This is a genomic window from Pseudomonas sp. TNT2022 ID1044, from assembly GCF_028656895.1.
Taxonomy (GTDB): domain Bacteria; phylum Pseudomonadota; class Gammaproteobacteria; order Pseudomonadales; family Pseudomonadaceae; genus Aquipseudomonas; species Aquipseudomonas reinekei.
Genome location: NZ_JAMDHB010000025.1, coordinates 257,155 through 277,121, shown reverse-complemented (window position 1 = coordinate 277,121; position 19,967 = coordinate 257,155). Strand labels below are relative to the sequence as shown.

Here is a 19,967-nt window from a genome sequence, read left to right as displayed (position 1 = left end):
AGAATCGGAGCAGAACATGCCCACATTGACGTTTATTGAACACAACGGCACCGCCCATCAGGTCAAAGGCGACATCGGCCAATCGGTGATGCAAGCCGCGACCTTCGCCTCGGTGCCGGGTATTTCTGCCGACTGCGGTGGTGCCTGCAGTTGCGCCACCTGCCACACCTATGTCGACGAGGCCTGGCTGGGCAAGGTGCAAGCGGCGGAAGGCATGGAGAACGACATGCTCGAGTACGCTTTCGAACGCCGTGACAGCAGTCGCTTGAGCTGCCAAATGATCATCAGCGAAGACATGGACGGGATGGTTCTGCACCTGCCGTCATCGCAATTCTGAATGCGCTTGAAGGAGCTCCCATGACCCTCGCCTCAGTCGTTATCGTCGGTGCTGGCCAGGCCGGATTTCAGGTCGCTGCCTCTCTGCGTCAGGAAGGCTATGACGGGCGCATCACCCTGATCGGCGATGAGCCAGGCCTGCCCTACCAGCGCCCGCCATTGTCCAAGGCCTATCTGCTTGGCAAGATCCAGGCGACCAATCTGCTGTTTCGTCCTGCTGATTTCTACACCACCCAGCGCATTGAACTACTGCATGACCAGGCGACCGCGATCGACCGCTTGAACCGACGCGTGGTGTTGGCCTCGGGTGCTGCCGTCAGTTACGACCACTTGGTGCTGGCGACGGGAGCCCACAACCGCCCCCTGCCGGTTCCCGGCGCAGAGCTGCCGCAAGTGTTCGGTATCAAAACCAAAGCCGATGCCGACTCGCTGGCGCCGCTGGCTAAAGAAGCGCGCAACGTGGTGGTGATTGGTGCCGGGTTTATCGGCCTCGAGTTCGCGGCAGTGGCCGCTGCCCTAGGGGCTAACGTGCACGTAGTGGAGCTGGGCGAGCGTCCCATGGCCCGCGCCGTTTCGCGGGAGATGTCCGAGCTGTTTCGCCAGGCACATGAAGCCTGGGGTGTGCATTTTGACTTTCGCCAAGGCTTGAGCCGCATCGACGGCGACAACGGCAATGTGTGCGCGGTGCAAACAGGTGATGGACGTGCGCTCCCAGCTGACCTGGTGGTGTTTGGTATCGGTGTGATCCCCAATGCACAACTGGCGACTGAAGCCGGTCTGGACATCGAGAACGGCATCAAGGTGGATGCCAGTCTTCTGACCTCTGACCCACAAATTTCCGCAGTGGGGGATGTCGCCAGCTTCCCGTGCCTCCAAAACAATGAGTTGCACACCCGCCTCGAGTCGGTGCAGAACGCCGTCGACCAGGCCCGCGCCGTGGCCGCACGATTGATGGGCAAACCGGCGCCCTATAGCGCCCTCCCCTGGTTCTGGACTGATCAAGGCAACTTGAAGCTGCAGATTGCCGGTCTCTCCCATGGCTATGACAGTACCGTCGTGCTCGGTTCAGTCGAAGAACATCAAGCGTCAGTGCTGTGCTTTCGCGATGACCGTCTGGTGGCCGTGGAATCCTGCAATCGCATGGGCGATCACATGGCGGCGCGCAAGATTCTCGCCCGCGCCCCCAAGCTGACGGCGGTCGAGGCCGCCGCTGACGGATTCGACCTGAAAGCCTGGGAAGCGGCCAACCGCGACTGAGCGCCGCGCTGATCTTTCACGCACGCTGCCGCGCCCGCCTCAGAGCTGACGCGGCATTTTTTTGCACAACGACTGGAGCGATGCAATGAACAAAGTCTGGTTTATTACCGGTGCGGCCCGAGGTTTGGGTGCCGCTATTGCCAAGGCAGCATTGGCAGACGGTGACCGCGTGGTGGTCAGCGCCCGGCGTATCGAAGCGCTGGAAACTGTCTTCGCCGAGTACGGCGAACATGTGCTGGCCGTGGCCCTGGATGTGACCAACGAAGCCCAGGCACTGGCTGCCGTAGAAACAGCCGTTGCGCGTTTCGGCCACATCGATGTTCTGGTCAACAACGCCGGTTATGGACAACTGGCGCCGTTTGAAGACAATTTCGCCAGCGACGCCGACCAGCAATTCGCGACCAACGTGTTTGGTGTGTTCAACGTCTGCCGCGCTGTGCTGCCCGTCATGCGCCAGCAACGCAACGGCCGGGTATTCAACGTGTCTTCAATGGGTGGCGTGGTCGGGATGGGCGGTGCGGCGCTGTACTGCGCGTCTAAATTTGCTGTGGAAGGTTTCTCCGAATCCCTGGCCCAGGAAGTGGCGCAGTTCGGGATCAAAGTCACGCTGGTGGAGCCCGGGGTTTTCCGTACGGACTTCCTCGATTCCAGCTCAGCAGTCTTCGGTACACGCGGGTTGGAGGATTACGCTGCATTCACCGCCAAGGTCAAAGGCGCTTCGGCCACCTACAACCATCAGCAAACCGGCAACCCGGCGAAACTGGGCGATGCGCTGGTGCACCTGGCCAACAGCGAACATCCACCGTTGCGTTACCTGGCGGGCTCCGACGCTTATCAGCAGGTCAGCGACAAGCTCAACAGGATGCTCGCGGAAATCGAGCAATGGCAGCAGCTGTCCTGCTCCACCGACGGCGTTTAGTCCTGGGTGCGCACAACCTTGCTGACAAGGCTGTGCACAACGATTACTGGTTGATGAAGTAACGCACGGACAACTTTCCATCTTCGAACCGATACAACTCGATCGTTTCGATGCCACCGTCCTGCTCGCGAAAGGCGTTCAGGTGATGGCACGCCGCTTCATTGCCATTGACGATGCACTGGCGCACTTCGACGCGAATCTTCGGTTGCTGCTGCGCCCACATGCCTTCCAGCACCTGCCATGCATCAGCCTGCGGCTTGCCGACGTATTCGATACTCAAGCCGTTGGGCGAGACGCTGCGGTAGTGAGCGAAAAAGCCGTCTTTATCGCCTCGGTTCCAGCAGTTGATCTGCCCGTGCAGAAAGTGCTTGATGGTGTGTTTGTCCATGCTCATTTCACGTTCATCCTCAAGTGGGTTCAGACATGTGGTCGTAGCTGGAGGTTTTGCTGACGGGCGAGGAATTTTGGCTCCATCCTCAACCATAGCAGAATGGTCGGGCCGATAATGGCGCAGCAGAAACAGCACACCAGCACAGCGGAATAGCTGCCGTACAGGTCATAGAGATGGCCGAACAGCATGGGTACCAGACCGGAGACAATGGTGATCAGGCACAGGTGCAGACCAAATATCCGCGCGTAGTCCTTCAAGCCGAAATAGCGCGCCATCAGGAATGCCGCCAGATCGAACTCAGCTCCGGCACTGGCGCCGATGCACAGGGTCGCCAGCACCAGCAGCGGTGTGTTCTGCGCACCGCCAAAAAGAAAGATCGCGCAGCCCAATGCGGGTAGCGCCAGGCTCACGGCGGCCACCACCGAAGGTGAATAGCGGTCCAACAGATAACCCACCAACAAACGCCCGCCGATGATGGAAATACCAAAGGTGCTGAAGATCTGGCTGGCTTGCTGCGCACTCAGGCCCTTGCTTTGCAGCATCGGCACCATGTTGGTGACCATGCCGACGGTCAACGACACCGACAATATCAACGCGACGTTAAAGCCCCAGTACATCCCTGAGCGCAATGCTTGTTTGAAGGACATGCCGGACAGCTCCGGAAGTTCCTTTTGCGTCGTCGTGTCAGGACCGGCGAGTAGTGCCGGCATACGCAGCCACATCAATGACAAGGGCAGCGTAAACAGCAACGGCATCGCCCCCAATGCAATAAACCCGGCTTGCCAACCGTAGGCGGCAATCAGCCGCGACAACAAGGGTGGCAGAATCATCGCCATCAGCCCGGTGCCACAGAGAATCACGGCCAGCGCCAGTCCACGGTTACGCTCGAACCAAAAGTTGACCAGTTGCGTCCACGTGATCGCAATGGTCCCGGCACAGATAATCGGCATGCTGAAAAACGCCAGGTACAACCAGCCGATTGAACCCTGAATCCGCGTGATCGCAAAGTAACCGACGATCTGCAGCACAATCGAAACAATCGCCACCCGGCGCAGGCCGAAACGACGGTACAGCCATCCGACCAGTTGCGTGGAAATCGCCACCCCGGCGAATAGAAAGGTAATGGAGGCCTGCAAGTCGCCACGGCTCCAGCCGAACGCCTGCTCCAGCGGAATCACCAGTGTGCCGAAGGCGTACAGCAACGCAGCGGTAATGCTGGTGCAGATGCCAAACAGGCCTAGGACAACCACGCGCCAGCCGCGCTTGAACTCGGAAAAATCACTGCCAGCGTTTGCTGTGGTGCTGCTACTGCGTGTATCCGATGTCATGACCTGACTCCCATCGCGCACGTGCGACTTGATTAATGGCCCTTGAGGATTTCTTCGACTTTGGGCAGCGCGATCATGGTGGCACCGCCATCCACCAGCAGCGAAGTGCCGGTGATATAGGAAGCCTCGTTGGAGGTCAGAAACAGCACGGCGTTGGCAATGTCGGCCGACTCGCCCAAACGCCCTACCGGGAAATGTGCAGCGAGTTTATGCGGCAGTTCATTGCCAAGGGTTTCGAGCATGTGGTCAGTACCGATCAGTCCAGGCTCGACGACGTTGACCAGTATGTTCATGGCGCCGAATTCCACCGCCAGGCCACGGGCGAAGGCATTCATGAAGGCTTTGCTGGAACCATAGGCAATCAGTCGAGGGGTGTATTTACGGTTGGCTTCGCCGGACGAGATGAAAATCAGCCGGCCTTTGTCGACCGCTTTGGACAGGTATGGCGCGCTGTCCTTGGCCAGCCAGAACAGCGACTGAATATTGCTGCGAACGATGTGATCAAAGGTGTCATCGGCCATTTCGGCGATCAGCCCGTGGCTGGTGTCGGCGGCGCAATGCACCACGATATCCAGGCCACCAAAATGCTCTAAACCACCTTGCACCATTGACTTGATCGCCTCGCGGTCGGCGATGTCGCCACCGACCAGACAGGCTTGCGCGCCCAGGGCCTTGATCTGTGCGATCGTTTCTTCACCGTATCGAGCGGTGCGTGCCGACACCACCACCTTGGCGCCCTCTCGGGCATAGGCCAGGGCAATGGCGCGACCCATGCCTCGACCGGCACCGGTGACCAGCACGACTTTGTCACGGAATTTCATGGTGATTCCTTATTGTTGTTATTAGTGGAGGCCCATTGTGGGAGCGAGCCTGCTCGCGATGTTCGTGAACGATAACGCGCCAAGTCTGAAGCCCCGCGGTGAGTTCAGGTTTTTTCGCGAGCAGGCTCGCTCCCAAAGGGGTTTACAGGTCCTTGCCTGGAACGTTCCGGGCCGAGCCGTTACGCCGGTCCGATTCGCCCCAGCCCAGCCAGTGAGACGGCTCGCGGGTATCGCCCACCCGGCGCCAACGGCCTTCCTGCTGCGCTGTGATCGGGAAGCCGCCGACGAAGTCGATCATCTCGCCCTTCTCGTCCGGCAGGAACTCCCACGCTTCCTCGCCTTCAAGCACAATTTTCGCGGACTTGAGGAAGTAGCTGCCGTCCTTGTGCTCGGTGTGTCCTTCGATATCGGTGGTCACCCGCACTTCGCCTTTTTCATTGTTGAAAATGGCGTAACCCAAGTGGTCGTGACCGACCATGAAAGAACCGGTATCCCAGGTGCCGTCTTTATAAACGGTGACGAAGGACCACCAGATCACATGCTTGTTGTTGTTCACCACCAGGTCTTTCTTGAAGTGAATGGCGCCGCCTTCGGCCATGTAGAACTGGTCCAGCGCCATGGCGCCTTTCACCGGAAGCCCCTCGCAGACACCGGCGATGTCCCACAACTGAGAAACATAGAAGGTGCCCCATTCCACGCCTGGCAGGTACCACTGCAAACCTGGGCCAAGCAGTCGGCCTTCGAGGTGAAACAGGCCTTCTTCCTTCCAGGTCAGGCGTTCGCTGCTGGCCGTTATTTCCCAAGCGTTACCGGCTTCACCCGGTTGGCTGGCCCAACGTGCGACATCGCCTTCCAGGCTGTGCACCGGCAGCGGTGTCAGTGCCTGACGGGCCATTTTTTCTTGATCCATGCGCAGGTTGACGTTATCGACATGGTTGTTCAGGTAGAAGAACTTGGTCGGATTCGGCGTGCCATTGGGCGCCATCAGCGAGCGGACGAAGGAATAGATATTGCCTTGCTCATCGCGCACAGATCCGAACGGCGAACTTTTGCTCAGGTGCAGGCCGAAGAAGCCGCGTTCGGCTGACATCGAAGCCCCGGTGACCTTGTGCGGCCCAACCAGTTGTTGAAAGCCGAAATCACCGCGTTCTGGAATGGTTTTAAACGTTCTCATAATGCCCTCTGTTGTTTTTGTTGAGGCAGGGAAACGGGATTGCTGCGTGGCTCAGTCCCAGATCACCGGGAGCGTGGACACGCCACGCAACTGCGCGCCGCCGATTTGCGGGACGGGTTGGCTCGGGTCGAGGCGCAAGTTAGGGAGGAGGTCGAGGATTGCGTTGACCGCGCAGTTGATCTCCACTTTGGCGACGAACTGACCGATGCACATGTGCGGGCCGAAGCCAAAACCAAAGGAGGGTTTTGGCTTGCGATCAATGTCGAATACCTCAGGGTTTTCAAACGCATCTTCGTCACGGTTGGCGGACACCACCATGCACTGGACGAACGACCCCTTGGGAATTGTCACACCGTGAAATTCCACTTCCCGGGCGGTTTCGCGCACCTTGAAAGTGGCCACTGGTTCAAAGCGCGTGGTTTCGTCCATCAGCTTGCCGATCAATGAGCGGTCGGCCTTGACGCGTTCCAGCAAGCCGGGCGTGGTCAGGAGCAAAGTCATTACCGAGCCAAACATGCGCGTAGTGGTTTCGCCCGCGGCTGGCAACAGCGAGCGAGTGAAGGTGATCACCTCGTGGTCATCCAGCGTGCGCCCTTCGTATTCCGCGCGCAGCAAACGCCCGACCACATCATCCCCCTGGCTGCCCTCGGCACGACGTTGCACGACAACTTCGGCCAGTGCGTCGTACAGCCCTTTTACGGCGATGCCGGCCTGACGTCGCGCTTCAACCATCTTGCTCGGGTCAATCTGGTTGCCGCCGACAATGGCCAAGGCCCACGCAGCGTATTGCTTGTACTTGGAGGGCTCATCCGAGGGGAAGCCCATCAGGGCGTACATGACGCGAATCGGCAGCTCGAGGCCGAACTTCATCAAGTCGGCCTTCTTCGCCGGCAACATCGGCCGGATGTAATCCTCACGGATGACCTGGTCGATCTGTGGGCGCCACTTGTTCACGGTCTCCGGCATGAACGCCGGTTGCAACAAGGCACGCACTTTGCGGTGCTCGTCACCGTCCATGGCAAGAATGATCAAACCATCGAAAAACGCTCCAAGACCTTCGGCAATAAAACCGCTGGTATAGGTCGCACCGTCGCGCAGAACAGTCATTACATCCTGGTATTTGAACAAGGCGAAGGTCGGGCGAGTGCCCTGCTGGGTGCCGGCATTGGTCGGCACGCCAAACTGGGTGATGAAGTCGCCTTCATAGATGGGCGATTTCAACCGTTGCTCGCGGCACACCGCGTGAATATCCAGGTCGGTGCCGCGATACATTTCCGACACGGCGGAGTATGCGGTTGCCAGGTCCAGTGCTGCGCTTTCGTTGCTCATCAGGAGCTCCTGTCTTGTTTTTATTCTTCTTGCACACCAAGATTGTCCGGCTGCCGACCCATGGTATGTGGTTGTGTCTGCGCCGGTAGTCCGATTCGTTTGACTCGGGGTCAAACGAAGGCCCCCGGGGAAATGCTTCAAGGTGTGAATAACCTGGCCAAAACTGGCATGAGGAGGACGAGGTGGCGGTAAAGGCAGGCGAAGGTGGCGAACAGGGCAAACGCAATACGATGAATCGCCTGCTCGCGGCAGCGCGCGTGGAGTTCGCCAGAAAAGGCCTGGCCGGTGCGCGCGTGGAAGAAATTGCCCGGGAAGCCGGCGTCACCAAGCAGCTGGTCTACCACTACTACAACTCCAAGGAAGGTCTGTTTGTAGCAGTACTGGATGAGTCTTCGGACAACATCATGTCCGAGCTGGTCAACCTCAATGTCGAAGAACTTTCACCGCCAGTGGCGATGCGCGCCGTGCTCAACCATTTTTTTGACCAGTACCGTCTGGACCCCTTCCTCGGCAGCCTGGCGCTGGAAGGCATTCGCTACCATGACACCCACGAAACACCTCGCAACCATTTTCTGGAAATGGCGCCGAAGCTGATCGCCAAGCTCGACGCGATTCTGTTGCGGGGGGCGGCCAGTGGTGATTTTCGCGCAGGCATCAATCCGCGCCTGTTGTTGGCCAGCGCTTCGCTGGTGACTACTGGCTGGTTCACCAACCGCTATTCGATGTCGGCGCTTGCCGGACTGGATACGGACTCGGAGCAAGGCATGGCGACTTGGCGGCAGTATTCGGCGGATTTTGTGCTGGCGAGTATTTCGCTGGGTGCAGAAAAACACGTCGACGGCGTTTAAGCACCGTTCACACACTCTCGCCCAATGAGCTTTCCCTGTGGTAGCGAGCCTGCTCGCGAAGGCGGAGGGTCTGCCCACATTTATGTCGACTGACACTCCCTCTTCGCGAGCAGGCTCGCTCCCACAGTGGGTTCTCTGTGGGGCTTGGAATCAGCGACCCGCTTTAGTCAGCCTTTTTACGCAAATACTTGCTCACCCGCTTGGCCGCCAACCGCCCGGCCATGCCGTTTACCCCACCGCCCGGATGAATGCCGGCACTCCCTAAATACAGTCCCGCCACCGGCAAGGTATCGCCGCCCAATCCATACGCCGGGCGCATGGTGCTCGAGCGCATCGAGGTGGTGTCGATATGCACCACGCAGCCATTCACCGTGTTCAAGCGCGCAGTAAAATCCGGAGCCGCCTCGATGTGTCGACCAATCACCTGCCCCTCGATCCCATCGATGTAGTCATACAGCTGTTCCTGCACCTGGTCGGCCACCCGCTCACGCAGCGCGTCCCAACCTTCATTGGGATTGACCGGCATTACCGGCGGATAGATGTACAACACATCTTGCCCGGCTGGCGCTTGTGACGGGTCGGCCGCACTCGGCGCGGCCACGGTGATATAGGGCAACTTCGGTACCTCACCACGGGCGCAGGCGGCGAAGTTTTCCAGCACGGCTTCTTCGGTGCCGATCAGCATGACGGTTTTACGCAAATCCACGCCGTCGCCGCGAATGGCAGCAAAACGCGGCAAAGAAATCTGCCCACGCAGGGCAACATCCACCTTCAATGGTCCCGACCCCTTGCCGTTAGCAGGTGCCATGGCGATACGGGTCAGCAGGTGTTGAGGGATTTCACCACGAGTAACCATGTCCAACGCCGGCTTGGGGTGGCAGCCGGCAATGACCGCACGTGCGGTGAACTGACGACCATCAACCAGTTTCACGCCTTTGACCAGACCGTCCCTGGCAACGATTTCACTGACGCTGGCCGACACCAGCACTTGCCCGCCCAGCTCTTCCAGTCGAGTCTGCATGGCATTGCTCAACTGCTGCATGCCACCCAATACCCGGCCCACGCCAAAACGATGGAGGAAACCGAGCAAGGCGTAATAGATGCCACCGCCATCGGCGCTGATGTCCCCCGCCAGGCCAGTGAGTGCGCACATTGCGGAAATGGTCACCGGATGCTCGAAGCGCTCACGTGCCGCCTGCAACGCGGAGCCTGTCATCAGCGCCATCAGCTCGGGTTTCAGCGCTTTGTGTTTGATGGCGGTGCCAAGCATTTTCAGTTTCACGCCGAGGTTTGTTTTGGCCGGGTCGACACGCATCATCGGCAGCGCGATATCGAGGAACATGTCGATGACTTTCATGAACTGCAGAAACGCCTCGGCATCCTTGCTGCTGAACCGGCGGATCTCGGCGGCGGTTTTTTCGCGATCGCGCCAGAAGATCAGAGATTGGCCATCCGGATGCAGGTACACATACCCCGGCGCAAGCTCTATCGATTTGAAACCGTGTCGATCAAGTCCCAGCTCCGCTGGCACATGGGAATGCACGCGCATCGACATCATGTCCAGGGCGCAGGGATGAACCAGATGCTGCGGCGCTTCAGGTATCAAGTAACCCGAGGAGGCCATCCCGCCGACCTTATCCAATGCCTCCAGAACCAGCACCTTCTTGCCTTCCAGGCCCAGGTAGCAGCCGGCCGAAAGGCCATTGGTGCCACCGCCGACGATGATCACATCAAAATCCGTAGTGCTCGCATTTTGGTTCTGGTTCATCAATTAATTCCAAGTCGAGTTCAACCACAGCGGCGCGCGGCGGCTATGGCGGCAAAGATCAGCCGCGGCGCACCGCACGGGATGCGCCGGGCAAGGGTTACATGCCGGTGCGGCCCATCTGCGCAAACAGCGCGCGCATCGCCACCAGGGAGGGGGTGTGGCTGCTGAAACCACCATCAGCGACCAGCGTGGTGCCCGTGACAAATGAGGATTCGTCACTGGCCAGGAACGCCACCACATCGGCAATCTGCCGGGGCGTGCCCAGCTCGGCGGTGCAGTGGTTGTCGCGCAGGATGTCGAGCAAGGGTTCAGGCATGGCGTGTTCCGAAGGTGCCAGGCCGATCTGCACGGCGTTGCCGCGAATGCCTTGTTTGCCGTATTGCGAGGCGACCATGCGCGGCAACATCATCAGCCCCGCCTTGGAGGTGGCGTAGCCGGTCAGGGACATATCGCCCTGCATGCCCAGACCCGAGGTGGCAAAGATAATCGAGCCCTTGCCGTTCTCCAGCATGACCGGAATCACATGCTTGGTGCACAGCACCGCGCCACGCAGGTTGACGGCGATGGCGCGGTCCCAGGCCTGCATGTCGAGGTTGACGAAATCGCGGTCTAGCTGACGTTGCTCGGCGTTCAGGATCGCCGCGTTGTTGTGCAGAATGTCGATACGGCCAAAATGCTGTTTAACCTGAGCAACCATCGCCCGCACGGAGTCTTCCGAGGACACGTCGGTGGCGATCGCCAAGGCTTGATGCCCCTCGGCGAGGAGTGATTGGGCCACAGCTGTGGCCCCCTCGAAATTGATATCGACCACCGCAATACTTGCACCATGCGACGCCAGCACCCGTGCGCACTCAGCGCCCAGGCCACCACCGGAGCCGGTAATAATGGCCACTCGTCCCGCCAGTTTTCCTGTGCTCATGCTCTGTTCCTTATTGTTTTGGGTCGCGCTTTACTCGCCGGTAAACCGCGGTTCGCGCCGTTCACTGAACGCCTGGGCCGCCTCGCGGGCATCCTTGGTCGGGGCCAGCAAGGCAAACAGATCAAGCTCCAGGTCCAGGCCACGTTTGAGGTCCATGTCGAGCGCTGCCCGGGCCGCCTGTTTGACAAACGCCGATGCGGTGGGTGGTTTGCTGGCGATGCGCTGAGCAAAGGCCCGTACTTCGTCCAGCAGGCTGGCGTTGTCGCTGGCCAGGCGGCTGACCAGACCAATGCGCTGCGCTTGTTCGGCGCCCAACCGGTCTCCAGTAAGCAACATGTCCAACGCCTGGCCCGGTGCAACCACTCGGGAAAGCCGTTGCGTACCACCGCCGCCGGGAATCAGCCCCAGGCCGGTTTCCGGCAGGGCGAACACGGCATCGGGCGCGGCGAAGCGGATGTCACACGCCAGCACCAGTTCCAACCCACCGCCCATGCAATAACCATGAATAGCAGCGATCACCGGTTTGCTGATGCCGTCCAGGGCTTCGATCCAGCGCACCTGTTCCATGCGCTGCCGAACTTGCAGGCTCGATTCCGGGCCACGGCGCTCCTTGATATCAGCACCCGCACAAAAGCCTCGCTCACCTTCCCCGCGAATCACGATCACGCGAATGTCCGGGTCTTGCTGCAACAGCGCCAGTGCTTGCGGAACGCCCTGACGAATATCGTCGTTGATGGCGTTGATCTGCCGGGGCCGGGTCAGTATCACCCAACCCACCATGGCATCACGCTCAAGGCGCACCGCATCGTTGATCAGCATGGGAGGCTGCGGTTTTTGCGCTGTGCTCATACAGGGCACTCCTCGAACTCGAAGACCTGGCCATTGAGTTCTTGTGGGTCGATCTTGATCAACGCACGGCCGCCGACGGCCTCTGAGGATTCGATCCACTGGAACCGCGTGCCGCGTGACCGCAGATCCTCAGCCTTGGCAGCCAGATCGTTGACACCGATGCGGATGTAGTACGGACCCGGCCCCCAGTTATTGACGTAGTGGCCGGCGTCGGTGTTCCAGTAGGTCGCCTCGAGGACATCGAGGGTGGCACTATTCGGCACGGTGAAACCCATACGCGCACGGCGGTAACCTTCGCTGCCGATGCTCTCGACCGGCCCGCTCGGTTCCCAGTCGAGGTTGGTCGAGACCTTACGCAGGGTTTCATCGAGGTCGCGTACCAGGAAGCCACGGGCGGTGACGCGGACCATGTCGCCGGGCTTGAGATCGCGCGGCTGCATCGGTGGCAACTGATAGGTTTCCGGCGGCATCTGCAAAGGCTCGGTCGGCATGATCTCAATGCACAAACCGCCATCCACCGTGGGTTGGTAATACGGTTGCTCGGGAGTAGCACCCAGCCATAAACGATCGAAGGGCATTTCCGGGGTGCGCTGCGCCATGCGAAACGGCAAGCGACGACGCATCAGTTTGTCGACCAGCGCGTCGAACTTGTCCCCGTGCAGGGCCAGCACGATGGAGTGCGTGAGCATCGGCCGATGATGCCCCTGGAAATCCTTCAGGCTTTCCAGAAAGTCATGGAACAACGGATCACCGGGGTTCGGCCGGTCCAGGTGCCATTGGGGTTCGATGCGAGTGGGCGACACCGCCAGGGATTTGTGCACCCGCAGGAAATGCGCAATGTACGGGTGATTATCGAACGCCTGGCGCCAGCGTTCGTGTTTGTAGATGCCGAGCTTGTCGACCAACATTTCCGTCATGCCGTCCGGGTCCGGAACCATCATGTCGGCACTCATCAATAACTCGAACATTGTTCTCTCCTTGCAGTTGCCAGCCAGGTCTGTGCCCGGCTATTAGTCAGCGGACGCGCCGGGGTAAGGCGAGCTCAGTCAATTGGGGTGCAGGTGCGCCGGCCGCGGGTTTGCGCGGCTCCTGCTGGGCGCGCGCGTCCTCCAGATCGAGGGTCACGCCGGCCTTGGAGTTGCCTTTTGGGTTGAGCAGGTAATGCGAGAGGGCCGGGATCAGCACCAGCGCACCGAGCATGTTCCACAGGAACATGAAGGTCAGCAGGATGCCCATGTCCGCCTGAAACTTGATCGGCGACCAGGCCCAGGTAATCACTCCGGCGGCCATGGTCAGGCCAACGAGTGCAACGACACGACCGGTGAAGTCCAGCGAGCGGCGATACGCAACCGCCAAGCTGCCACCGCGCTCCTGTACCGCCAGTTGCACACTGAGCAGATACAACGCGTAGTCGACACCCACACCTACCCCCACGGCGATGACCGGCAAGGTCGCCACTTTCAGGCCGATGCCCAACCAGACCATCAGCGCCTTGCAGATGATCGTGGTCATCAGCAAAGGAATCAGCGCCACCAACGTTGCGCGCCAACTACGGAAGGTCAACAGGCAGAGCAAGGCCGTAGCGCCATACACCGCCAGGTACATGGTGATGATGCCCTTCTCTACCTCGATGTTGGTGGCGGCTTCGATGCCGGCATTACCTGCGGCCAAGAGGAATTCCACGGGCTGTTCAGCGCCAGCGGGACTGTTGTTTTCCTTGGCGAATTCTTCAGAGACCTTCAATACCCGGCTCAGGGTGTCCGCTTTGTGATCGGCCAGGTAGGCGATCAATGGCGTGACCGAGCACTGCTGGTTGGTGATCCCCGGTGCCGATATCATCGCTGCATCCACCGCCGAATTGGTGATCGCCTGGTCACGGCTGATGCTCAGCCATTTCGGGCTGCCTTCAGCCATGCCGGAGCTGATCATGCGCACGGTTTCGGCCAGCGACTGGGTCGTCTGTACGCCTGGCGTCTGGCGCAGGCGCCAGGCCAGTTTGTCCATGCTTTGCAGCGACTGGTACAGACGGCAGCTGTCTTCGTTGGTCTTCATGATGACCACGAACTGGTCACTGGAAAGTCCGTAGTGGCTGGTAATGTAGGCGTTATCGCGGTTATAGCGCGAATCCGCACGCAACTCCGGTGCACCGGGATCCAGATCACCGACCTTGAGGTGCATCATCACAACGCTGCCAATCAGCGTCACCACCAACGATACGGCAATCACCGCCGTGGCCATCGGCCGTTCGGTGAAGCGATCCAGACCGCTCCACAGACGCCCGAGAAAACCCCGGTTTTCTGCGCCGGCCTGATCTTTGGCGATGGCGATACGCGCGGCTTTCTTACTGACGCCCAGGTACGACAACGCCACCGGAATCAGCAGCAGCTTGGTGAAAATCAGCACGGCGACGCCAATGCTGGTGGTCAGTGCCAGGTCGCGAATCACCGGAATATCAATGATCACCAGCACGGCAAAACCAACGATATTGGTCAGGAGCGCAGTCAAGCCAGTGAGAAACAAGCGGCGGAAGGTATAGCGCGCAGCGATGTATTTATGGGTGCCACGGCCAATGTCCTGAAGAATGCCGTTCATTTTTTGCGTGCCATGGGAGATCCCGATGGCAAAAATCAGGAACGGCACCAGGATGGAGTAAGGGTCCAGCTCGTAGCCGAGGAGTTGCATCAAACCCAGCAACCACACCACCCCCGCCACTGCCACGCTCACCAGCAGCAACGTACTGCGCAGGCAGCGGGTATAGAAATAGACGAACAACCCGGCGATCAGTACCGATGCGCCAAAGAACAGCATGACCGAATACAGGCCGTCGATCAGGTCTCCCACCAGCTTGCTGAAACCCACAATGTGGATGCCCACCTTGTCACTTTCCAGCGAGCGAATCTGCGCTTCTAGTTGCTTGGAAAAATCACCGTAATCCAGGGGTTGTCCGGTCTGCGGATTGGTATCGAGCAGCGGCGCGACAATCATGCTCGACTGGCCGTCGTTCGCCACCAGGTTGCCAATGATCCCGGAGCGCATAATGTTGCGGCGCAAGGCCGTGATCGACTTGTCACTGCCGTCGTAATCCGATGGCATGACCGCACCGCCATCAATGCCCTCCTCTGTCACTTCTTTCCAGCGAACGATGGGCATCCACAGCGATTTCATCCAGGAGCGGTCGATTCCCGGAATCAGGTACAGGGTGTCGTTGACCTTTTGCAGCGCCAGCAGATAGTCGGCGTCGTAGATATCACCGGATTTGTTTTCAACCACTACGCGAATGCTGTTACCCAGGCCCGGTAGCTGGTTTTTATAGGCCAGGTAATTCTTGATGTACGGGCTGGAGCTGGGAATCATTTTCTCGAAACTGGCATTCACCTGAAGCCGTGTAGCAAAGAAGCCCAACACCACAGTGGCGAGCAAGCAGGCAACGACGACCACCATGCGATGACGGAAAATGACCCGTTCAAACCAGCCACCGGAGTTTTTGTCAAAGTCCTCCAGGTTGGCAATCACTGGCATCCCGCTGTTGAATTTTTGCTCGACCATTTTTTCTTTCTCGTAGGGGAATCGTGCCGGGGGCTTTAGTTGGCCTGGGCGATATCGATGACCTTGGCGCCAATGAAGCGCGTGACAAGCAGGCTCCCAGCCTGTTTGGTGGCACTGGCTGCATACACCTCGCCTACCCGCCCGTCTGCCAGCGGGGTGACCTGCAAACTCTGCCGGTCAACACTGACCAGTTGCCCACCCTGGCTCACGACGATCAATGCATCACCCTGCTCGACAATGCTGACCAAGCTGCTATTGAGATTGGTTGCCACAGGCTGCCATTGCTGGCCGTCATCACGGCTGGCAAACAGGTTGCCGCGCAGCCCGTACGCCAGCAGCAGCCCGTCGAAGGCGCGGACGCCGAAGTAAGTGCCGGTGTAGGGCGTATCGATTTTCACGAAACGTTGTTGCTGACCATCCAGACGCAGCAGCAAACCCTGCTCGCCGCCGATGTAAAAAGTGCCCGCATGTTCCGCCAGGCCATACAGGTGCATGCGCCGATCATTGTCACTACGCTCGATCCATGGCTGCCAGTTCTGGCCGTCATCCGTGCTGTGCAACAACATGCCAAACGCACCCACGGCAAATCCGTTGCCGTGCTCATCGAACATCACATCGAGAAGGGGTGCGGCCAACACGTCCGGCGTCGCCGAGGTACTGGCGGCCATCGCCACTTCCTTAAGCATCTGGGCGGCGACTTCATCGTCTTGTTCAGCGCGAGGGCCGTAGTAAGCGTTAAGCAAGGTCAACAGGCGACGCCCGTCGAGTTGCACTTGCCAGCTTTGACCGCCATCGGTGGTGTGCATGACCACCGCATCGTGCCCGACGATCCAGCCATTACGCTCGTCGCGAAACCGCACTTGCACAAGATCGCTGGACACCGGGCTATCGACCTGTTGCCAGGTGCGGCCCTCATCGATGGAGCGCTGGATCAAACCGTGAAGGCCGACGCCAATCATCGCGTCGCCCGCTGTGGCGACCGACAACAAGGGTGCGGGCAGGTGTTCATCGACCCGCTGCGCCGGCACGTCGAGCGAGTCTGCCGACGACGCGACGGCGCTGTAGGCAGGCGTTGTCAGCAATGAGCTCGCGCCGACCGTCAACGCGACAGCCAGAAGCAGGCGCGAAGTGCAGAGAAGAAAAGAAGCAGGGCAAGGGCTAGTCATTATTTTTATTCCTTAACCATCCCGCGTGGCAAATACACCTGTTCTGCCTGCCCGGCTTGATGCGCAAACCGGCAGGCAGGACAGGTGAAATCACATCAGCGCTGGGTGACCCGAGCCACAATGGCTTCAGGATTCATGTCACGCTCGGAGAGTGGTTTGTCGATGAACTTGTAGCCGCCTTTCAAACCATCGTTGAGCAACGCGTACATGCCTTTGTTGAAGTCATACACGACGTTTTTCACGTTGTAGGGAATGTTTTTGTCGTAGAGCTGGACGCCGCTGAGGAAGATCGAGCGATACAGCGCGCCGCTCTTGTCCCACGCGTCATACAGGCCGACGCCGAAGGTATCTTCATCCAGGTAGTAAGTGCGTTTGCTGTAGACGTGTCGCATACCCGGTTTCAACGTCGCTTCCACGACCCACACCCGATGCAGCTCCCAACGCTCATTCGCCGGGTTGGCGTGATGCGGCATGAACTGGTCTTCCTGCTTGCCGACGCCGAAGTAGAATTTGTAGGCGTTGTACGGGATGTACATTTCCTTGCGACCGACCAGCTTGTAGTCAAAACGGTCCTGGCTCCCGGAGAACATTTGCAGTTCGTCGAACAGCGTCACGCCACCCTGGCTGGCAACGGGTGTATCAAAGGCAAATTCCGGTGCCAGTTTCACCCGGCGCTGACCTGGGGAATAACTGAACGAACGACGGGCCTTTGCCAATGGATCGAGGAAGTCAGTGAGCACCACCACTTCACCGGAGCGCCGCGCCGGATAGTCATTGCGCGAGAACACTCTTGCGTACATCAGCGGATCGCGATCCGCTTGAGTCACCTGGTAGTACGGGGTTTCTTCGAATGTCGCCTGTTCGGCGGTCTTGGTGATCGAGCCGTTTGCGTCGACTACCCAGCTATTGGACGAAGACGTGGTCGAGTAACCGGTGCCGATCTTGTAGCGCACCTGCTGGTTCCACATCACTTCGTTGCCGGTCTTCGGAATCGGGAACGGCAGGCCGCCACGGCAAGATGGATCAACGGCCAGACCGTCTTTCTGGATCGCGCAGCTGCTGGCGTTACGCACGGTGGCATCGAGTACCGCTTTGGGATAGGCAGTCGTGCGATGGCTTGGGTAAATGTCGATGTAGTAAGTGGGGTATTTCTTGATCAGGGTTTTCTGCCCCTCACTGAGCTTGTCCGCATACTTGTCGACGTTTTTGGCGTCAATGCGAAACAGTGGCTTTTCATCTTTGAACGGATCAACCCAAAATCCGCTGTCGGGCTTGAAACCCGCTGGAGCAGTGGTAAGGCCGCCCTCGTAAGCGGGGATCGTGCCATCGGCGTTACCGGCCTGAATCGCTCCAAACTGCGTCAGGCTCTTACCCAGGTCCGAGGCGTCGCCAGCAGCGGCGGCTGTGAGGCTACAGGTCGCAAAACTCATCAGGACGGCAGTTAATGCAAGTGGACGTTTCATGAACACGTTCTCCGATTCTTGTTTGATTTATCAGAAGGAGGTCTTGAAGGTAAAAGCCAGCCAGCCGCGGTCTTCACCGCCTACGTTACCGTTACCGGCGACGGTGCCATTGGCCAGGTTCTTCGGTTGGGCCGCTGTGTCGGCATAACGCAGGCCGAATTCATACAGCTGGGCATAAGTGAGTTTGACGCCGACGGAGTAAGCCAGCGCGCCTTCGCTGCCGCCACCGGCTGTTGGTGCGTTGCCATGCAGGCCGTAGTTGACGGTGAGAGGCACATCCATGTCCCAGGATGGGAAGATCGAAATGTACTGCGGAGTGTAGTTGACCGCGACTGCATAATAATCTTTCGAGGAGCAGCCATCCGACTCGCTGCCGGACCCGGCGATACCTGGCGTTCTGGCATTGGTACAAGCGGCTTTTCCGACACCTTTATAGAGCTCTTCGTGTTCAGTCACGCGATCCAGGTGGCTGTAGGCAAACTCACCAACGAGGGTCGCGTTGTTCGAAATGAAGTTACGCGGCACGCCGTAAACAGCGTTGGCAATAAAGTGAATGGTGTCGCCGCGCGGGCCTTCGTCGTCCAGCGCGCTGACGCCGGTGGCATTCAAGGCACCGTTCATGCGGTAGGACAGTTCAGAGCCGACCGCAACCGTGTTGAAAACCCGGGCAAAACTGACGCCTGCCAGCTTCACGCCACGCGGGTAAACAACCCGGTACGAACCCAGCGCTGCCTTGACCTGCGGGGCCAGCCAAGGCTGGTAGTCGTCGAACTGGCGATAGTAGGCGCCGAATGTCGATTCGACTTCTTCAACATTGAGTTTGGCCATCACGCCCCAGTTTTTGCCATCGCGACCGAAGCGCGAATCCTGACGCTGAAACGTCGCTCCGTTAGGCGCTACCGGCAGTTGGTCCGGCCCTTCGAACAATGGGTCGGCCGCGCCGAAATAAGTACCACCATAAGGAATGCGCGTGGGCTCCCATTCGTAGAAGTATTGACCGGCAACCGATAGGTGATCAGTGACCTGGGCCTTGGCCGAAATCTGCCCCACCGGCAGGAACACTTCCTTGGTTTCAATACCCGGGCTGGTCGAGGCTTTCACACCATCGCTGGGTGCCTGGGAGTAGGACACGGCGTGCGCCCCGAACAACAGGCTTTCACCCCAATAGTTGGTATGACGACCGACTTTCACGTTGACCGGTGTATCGCCTATGTTGAAGTTGCGCCAGACGAAGGCATCGAGAATCTCTCCCGACGGGCCGTTCATGTAGCGCTTCACTTCATCGCTGTAACGATTGTTGTGATAGCTGGTGGCGTAGCCGGGTACGTTACTTTTCACATCGTGATCGTTATAGGCCTGGTCGAACCAGCCTGCACCACTGAGGCGTCCACCCCACTCGTTGAGGTAGGAAAAATCGAGTTCGCTCAACACATCGAGACGATTTGTAACAATGTCACCTTTATCGAACTTGCCGTCGGACTCGTCGAAGTTCGGCGTGTTCATGATGCGACTGTCCTGACTGTCAGTCCGCATGCCCAGGTTGTAGCGGACCGTGTTGTCCCAACGCAGGCGATAATCAGGGTTCGGCAGATCGAAAGAGAGCGCCATGACGCCTTGAGAGCCGCCAACCATCATCAGCGTAAGCGCACCTTGAGCCAGTACCAGCCGACTCTGCTTGGTCTTATGATTCATACACACTACCTTTTATTGTTATTTTCAGTCGCTATGTGCGTTCAAACGGTCGCTTCAGCGATATGCGCTACCCCACAATATCGTTGAATGTCTCGCCTGGACAGTCCGCTGAAGAGGTCTGGCACGCTTCCAGAAACACTTTCCTCCTCAGTTGAAAGTCA

The 19,967-nt window shown here is 59.0% G+C and carries 17 protein-coding genes; 4 read left to right on the top strand and 13 right to left on the bottom strand.

Going from position 1 to position 19,967, the window contains the following annotated elements; all coding sequences use genetic code 11:
* Nucleotides 1-16 precede the first annotated feature (16 nt).
* The 3 genes from M5G20_RS26585 (at nucleotide 17) to M5G20_RS26575 (ending at nucleotide 2,512) form a co-directional block, all read left to right on the top strand.
* On the top strand, nucleotides 17-337 hold the full coding sequence (locus M5G20_RS26585; protein WP_020300799.1) for a 2Fe-2S iron-sulfur cluster-binding protein: 321 nt from the start codon (nucleotides 17-19) through the stop codon (nucleotides 335-337).
* Between the two features lie 20 nt (nucleotides 338-357).
* Nucleotides 358-1,593, top strand: a complete 1,236-nt coding sequence (locus tag M5G20_RS26580; protein ID WP_273921634.1) for an NAD(P)/FAD-dependent oxidoreductase — start codon at nucleotides 358-360, stop codon at nucleotides 1,591-1,593.
* Between the two features lie 85 nt (nucleotides 1,594-1,678).
* On the top strand, nucleotides 1,679-2,512 hold the full coding sequence (locus tag M5G20_RS26575; RefSeq protein WP_273921633.1) for an oxidoreductase: 834 nt from the start codon (nucleotides 1,679-1,681) through the stop codon (nucleotides 2,510-2,512).
* Nucleotides 2,513-2,555: 43 nt separating this feature from the next.
* Here the strand turns inward: M5G20_RS26575 and M5G20_RS26570 are convergent, their stop codons facing one another.
* From M5G20_RS26570 to M5G20_RS26550, 5 genes are all read right to left on the bottom strand, one after another.
* Nucleotides 2,556-2,906 carry a nuclear transport factor 2 family protein gene (locus M5G20_RS26570; RefSeq protein WP_273921632.1) on the bottom strand — a complete coding sequence of 117 codons (351 nt, stop codon included), beginning with the start codon at nucleotides 2,904-2,906 and terminating at the stop codon, nucleotides 2,556-2,558.
* A gap of 23 nt (nucleotides 2,907-2,929) precedes the next feature.
* Nucleotides 2,930-4,231: an MFS transporter gene (locus M5G20_RS26565; RefSeq protein ID WP_273921631.1), complete on the bottom strand. Its 1,302-nt coding sequence runs from the start codon at nucleotides 4,229-4,231 to the stop codon at nucleotides 2,930-2,932.
* Between the two features lie 32 nt (nucleotides 4,232-4,263).
* Nucleotides 4,264-5,052, bottom strand: coding sequence for an SDR family NAD(P)-dependent oxidoreductase (locus M5G20_RS26560; RefSeq protein WP_273921630.1), 789 nt, complete (start codon nucleotides 5,050-5,052; stop codon nucleotides 4,264-4,266).
* A 142-nt stretch (nucleotides 5,053-5,194) separates the two neighbouring features.
* Nucleotides 5,195-6,226, bottom strand: coding sequence for a hypothetical protein (locus M5G20_RS26555; RefSeq protein ID WP_273921629.1), 1,032 nt, complete (start codon nucleotides 6,224-6,226; stop codon nucleotides 5,195-5,197).
* Between the two features lie 51 nt (nucleotides 6,227-6,277).
* Entirely contained in the window at nucleotides 6,278-7,555 is a 1,278-nt protein-coding gene (locus M5G20_RS26550; RefSeq protein ID WP_273921628.1) for a cytochrome P450, read from the bottom strand.
* Nucleotides 7,556-7,737: 182 nt separating this feature from the next.
* Between M5G20_RS26550 and M5G20_RS26545 the strand changes: the two genes are divergently transcribed.
* On the top strand, nucleotides 7,738-8,403 hold the full coding sequence (locus M5G20_RS26545) for a TetR/AcrR family transcriptional regulator (RefSeq protein ID WP_273921627.1): 666 nt from the start codon (nucleotides 7,738-7,740) through the stop codon (nucleotides 8,401-8,403).
* 163 nt (nucleotides 8,404-8,566) lie between these two features.
* Here M5G20_RS26545 and M5G20_RS26540 read toward each other — a convergent pair whose 3' ends face one another.
* The 8 genes from M5G20_RS26540 to M5G20_RS26505 all read right to left on the bottom strand — a co-directional run bounded on the left by M5G20_RS26540 (nucleotide 8,567) and on the right by M5G20_RS26505 (nucleotide 19,806).
* Nucleotides 8,567-10,171, bottom strand: a complete 1,605-nt coding sequence (locus M5G20_RS26540; RefSeq protein WP_273921626.1) for a phytoene desaturase family protein — start codon at nucleotides 10,169-10,171, stop codon at nucleotides 8,567-8,569.
* Nucleotides 10,172-10,268: 97 nt separating this feature from the next.
* The gene (locus M5G20_RS26535; protein ID WP_273921625.1) at nucleotides 10,269-11,090 is read right to left on the bottom strand and encodes an SDR family NAD(P)-dependent oxidoreductase; all 822 of its coding nucleotides are present in this window, start codon (nucleotides 11,088-11,090) and stop codon (nucleotides 10,269-10,271) included.
* Between the two features lie 30 nt (nucleotides 11,091-11,120).
* Nucleotides 11,121-11,939 (bottom strand): enoyl-CoA hydratase/isomerase family protein, encoded by an 819-nt coding sequence (locus tag M5G20_RS26530; RefSeq protein ID WP_273921624.1) that lies wholly within the window; start codon nucleotides 11,937-11,939, stop codon nucleotides 11,121-11,123.
* Nucleotides 11,936-12,907, bottom strand: a complete 972-nt coding sequence (locus M5G20_RS26525) for a lactoylglutathione lyase (RefSeq protein WP_273921623.1) — start codon at nucleotides 12,905-12,907, stop codon at nucleotides 11,936-11,938. Before M5G20_RS26525 ends, M5G20_RS26530 begins: the two co-directional genes overlap by 4 nt.
* A 46-nt stretch (nucleotides 12,908-12,953) precedes the next feature.
* Nucleotides 12,954-15,485 (bottom strand): efflux RND transporter permease subunit, encoded by a 2,532-nt coding sequence (locus M5G20_RS26520; protein ID WP_273921622.1) that lies wholly within the window; start codon nucleotides 15,483-15,485, stop codon nucleotides 12,954-12,956.
* A gap of 35 nt (nucleotides 15,486-15,520) precedes the next feature.
* Nucleotides 15,521-16,651, bottom strand: coding sequence for a YCF48-related protein (locus tag M5G20_RS26515; RefSeq protein ID WP_273921621.1), 1,131 nt, complete (start codon nucleotides 16,649-16,651; stop codon nucleotides 15,521-15,523).
* Between the two features lie 95 nt (nucleotides 16,652-16,746).
* A complete protein-coding gene (locus M5G20_RS26510; protein WP_273921620.1) occupies nucleotides 16,747-18,114 on the bottom strand; it encodes a DUF1329 domain-containing protein in 1,368 nt (455 codons plus the stop codon).
* Between the two features lie 30 nt (nucleotides 18,115-18,144).
* Entirely contained in the window at nucleotides 18,145-19,806 is a 1,662-nt protein-coding gene (locus M5G20_RS26505) for a DUF1302 domain-containing protein (protein WP_273921619.1), read from the bottom strand.
* Nucleotides 19,807-19,967 lie beyond the last annotated feature (161 nt).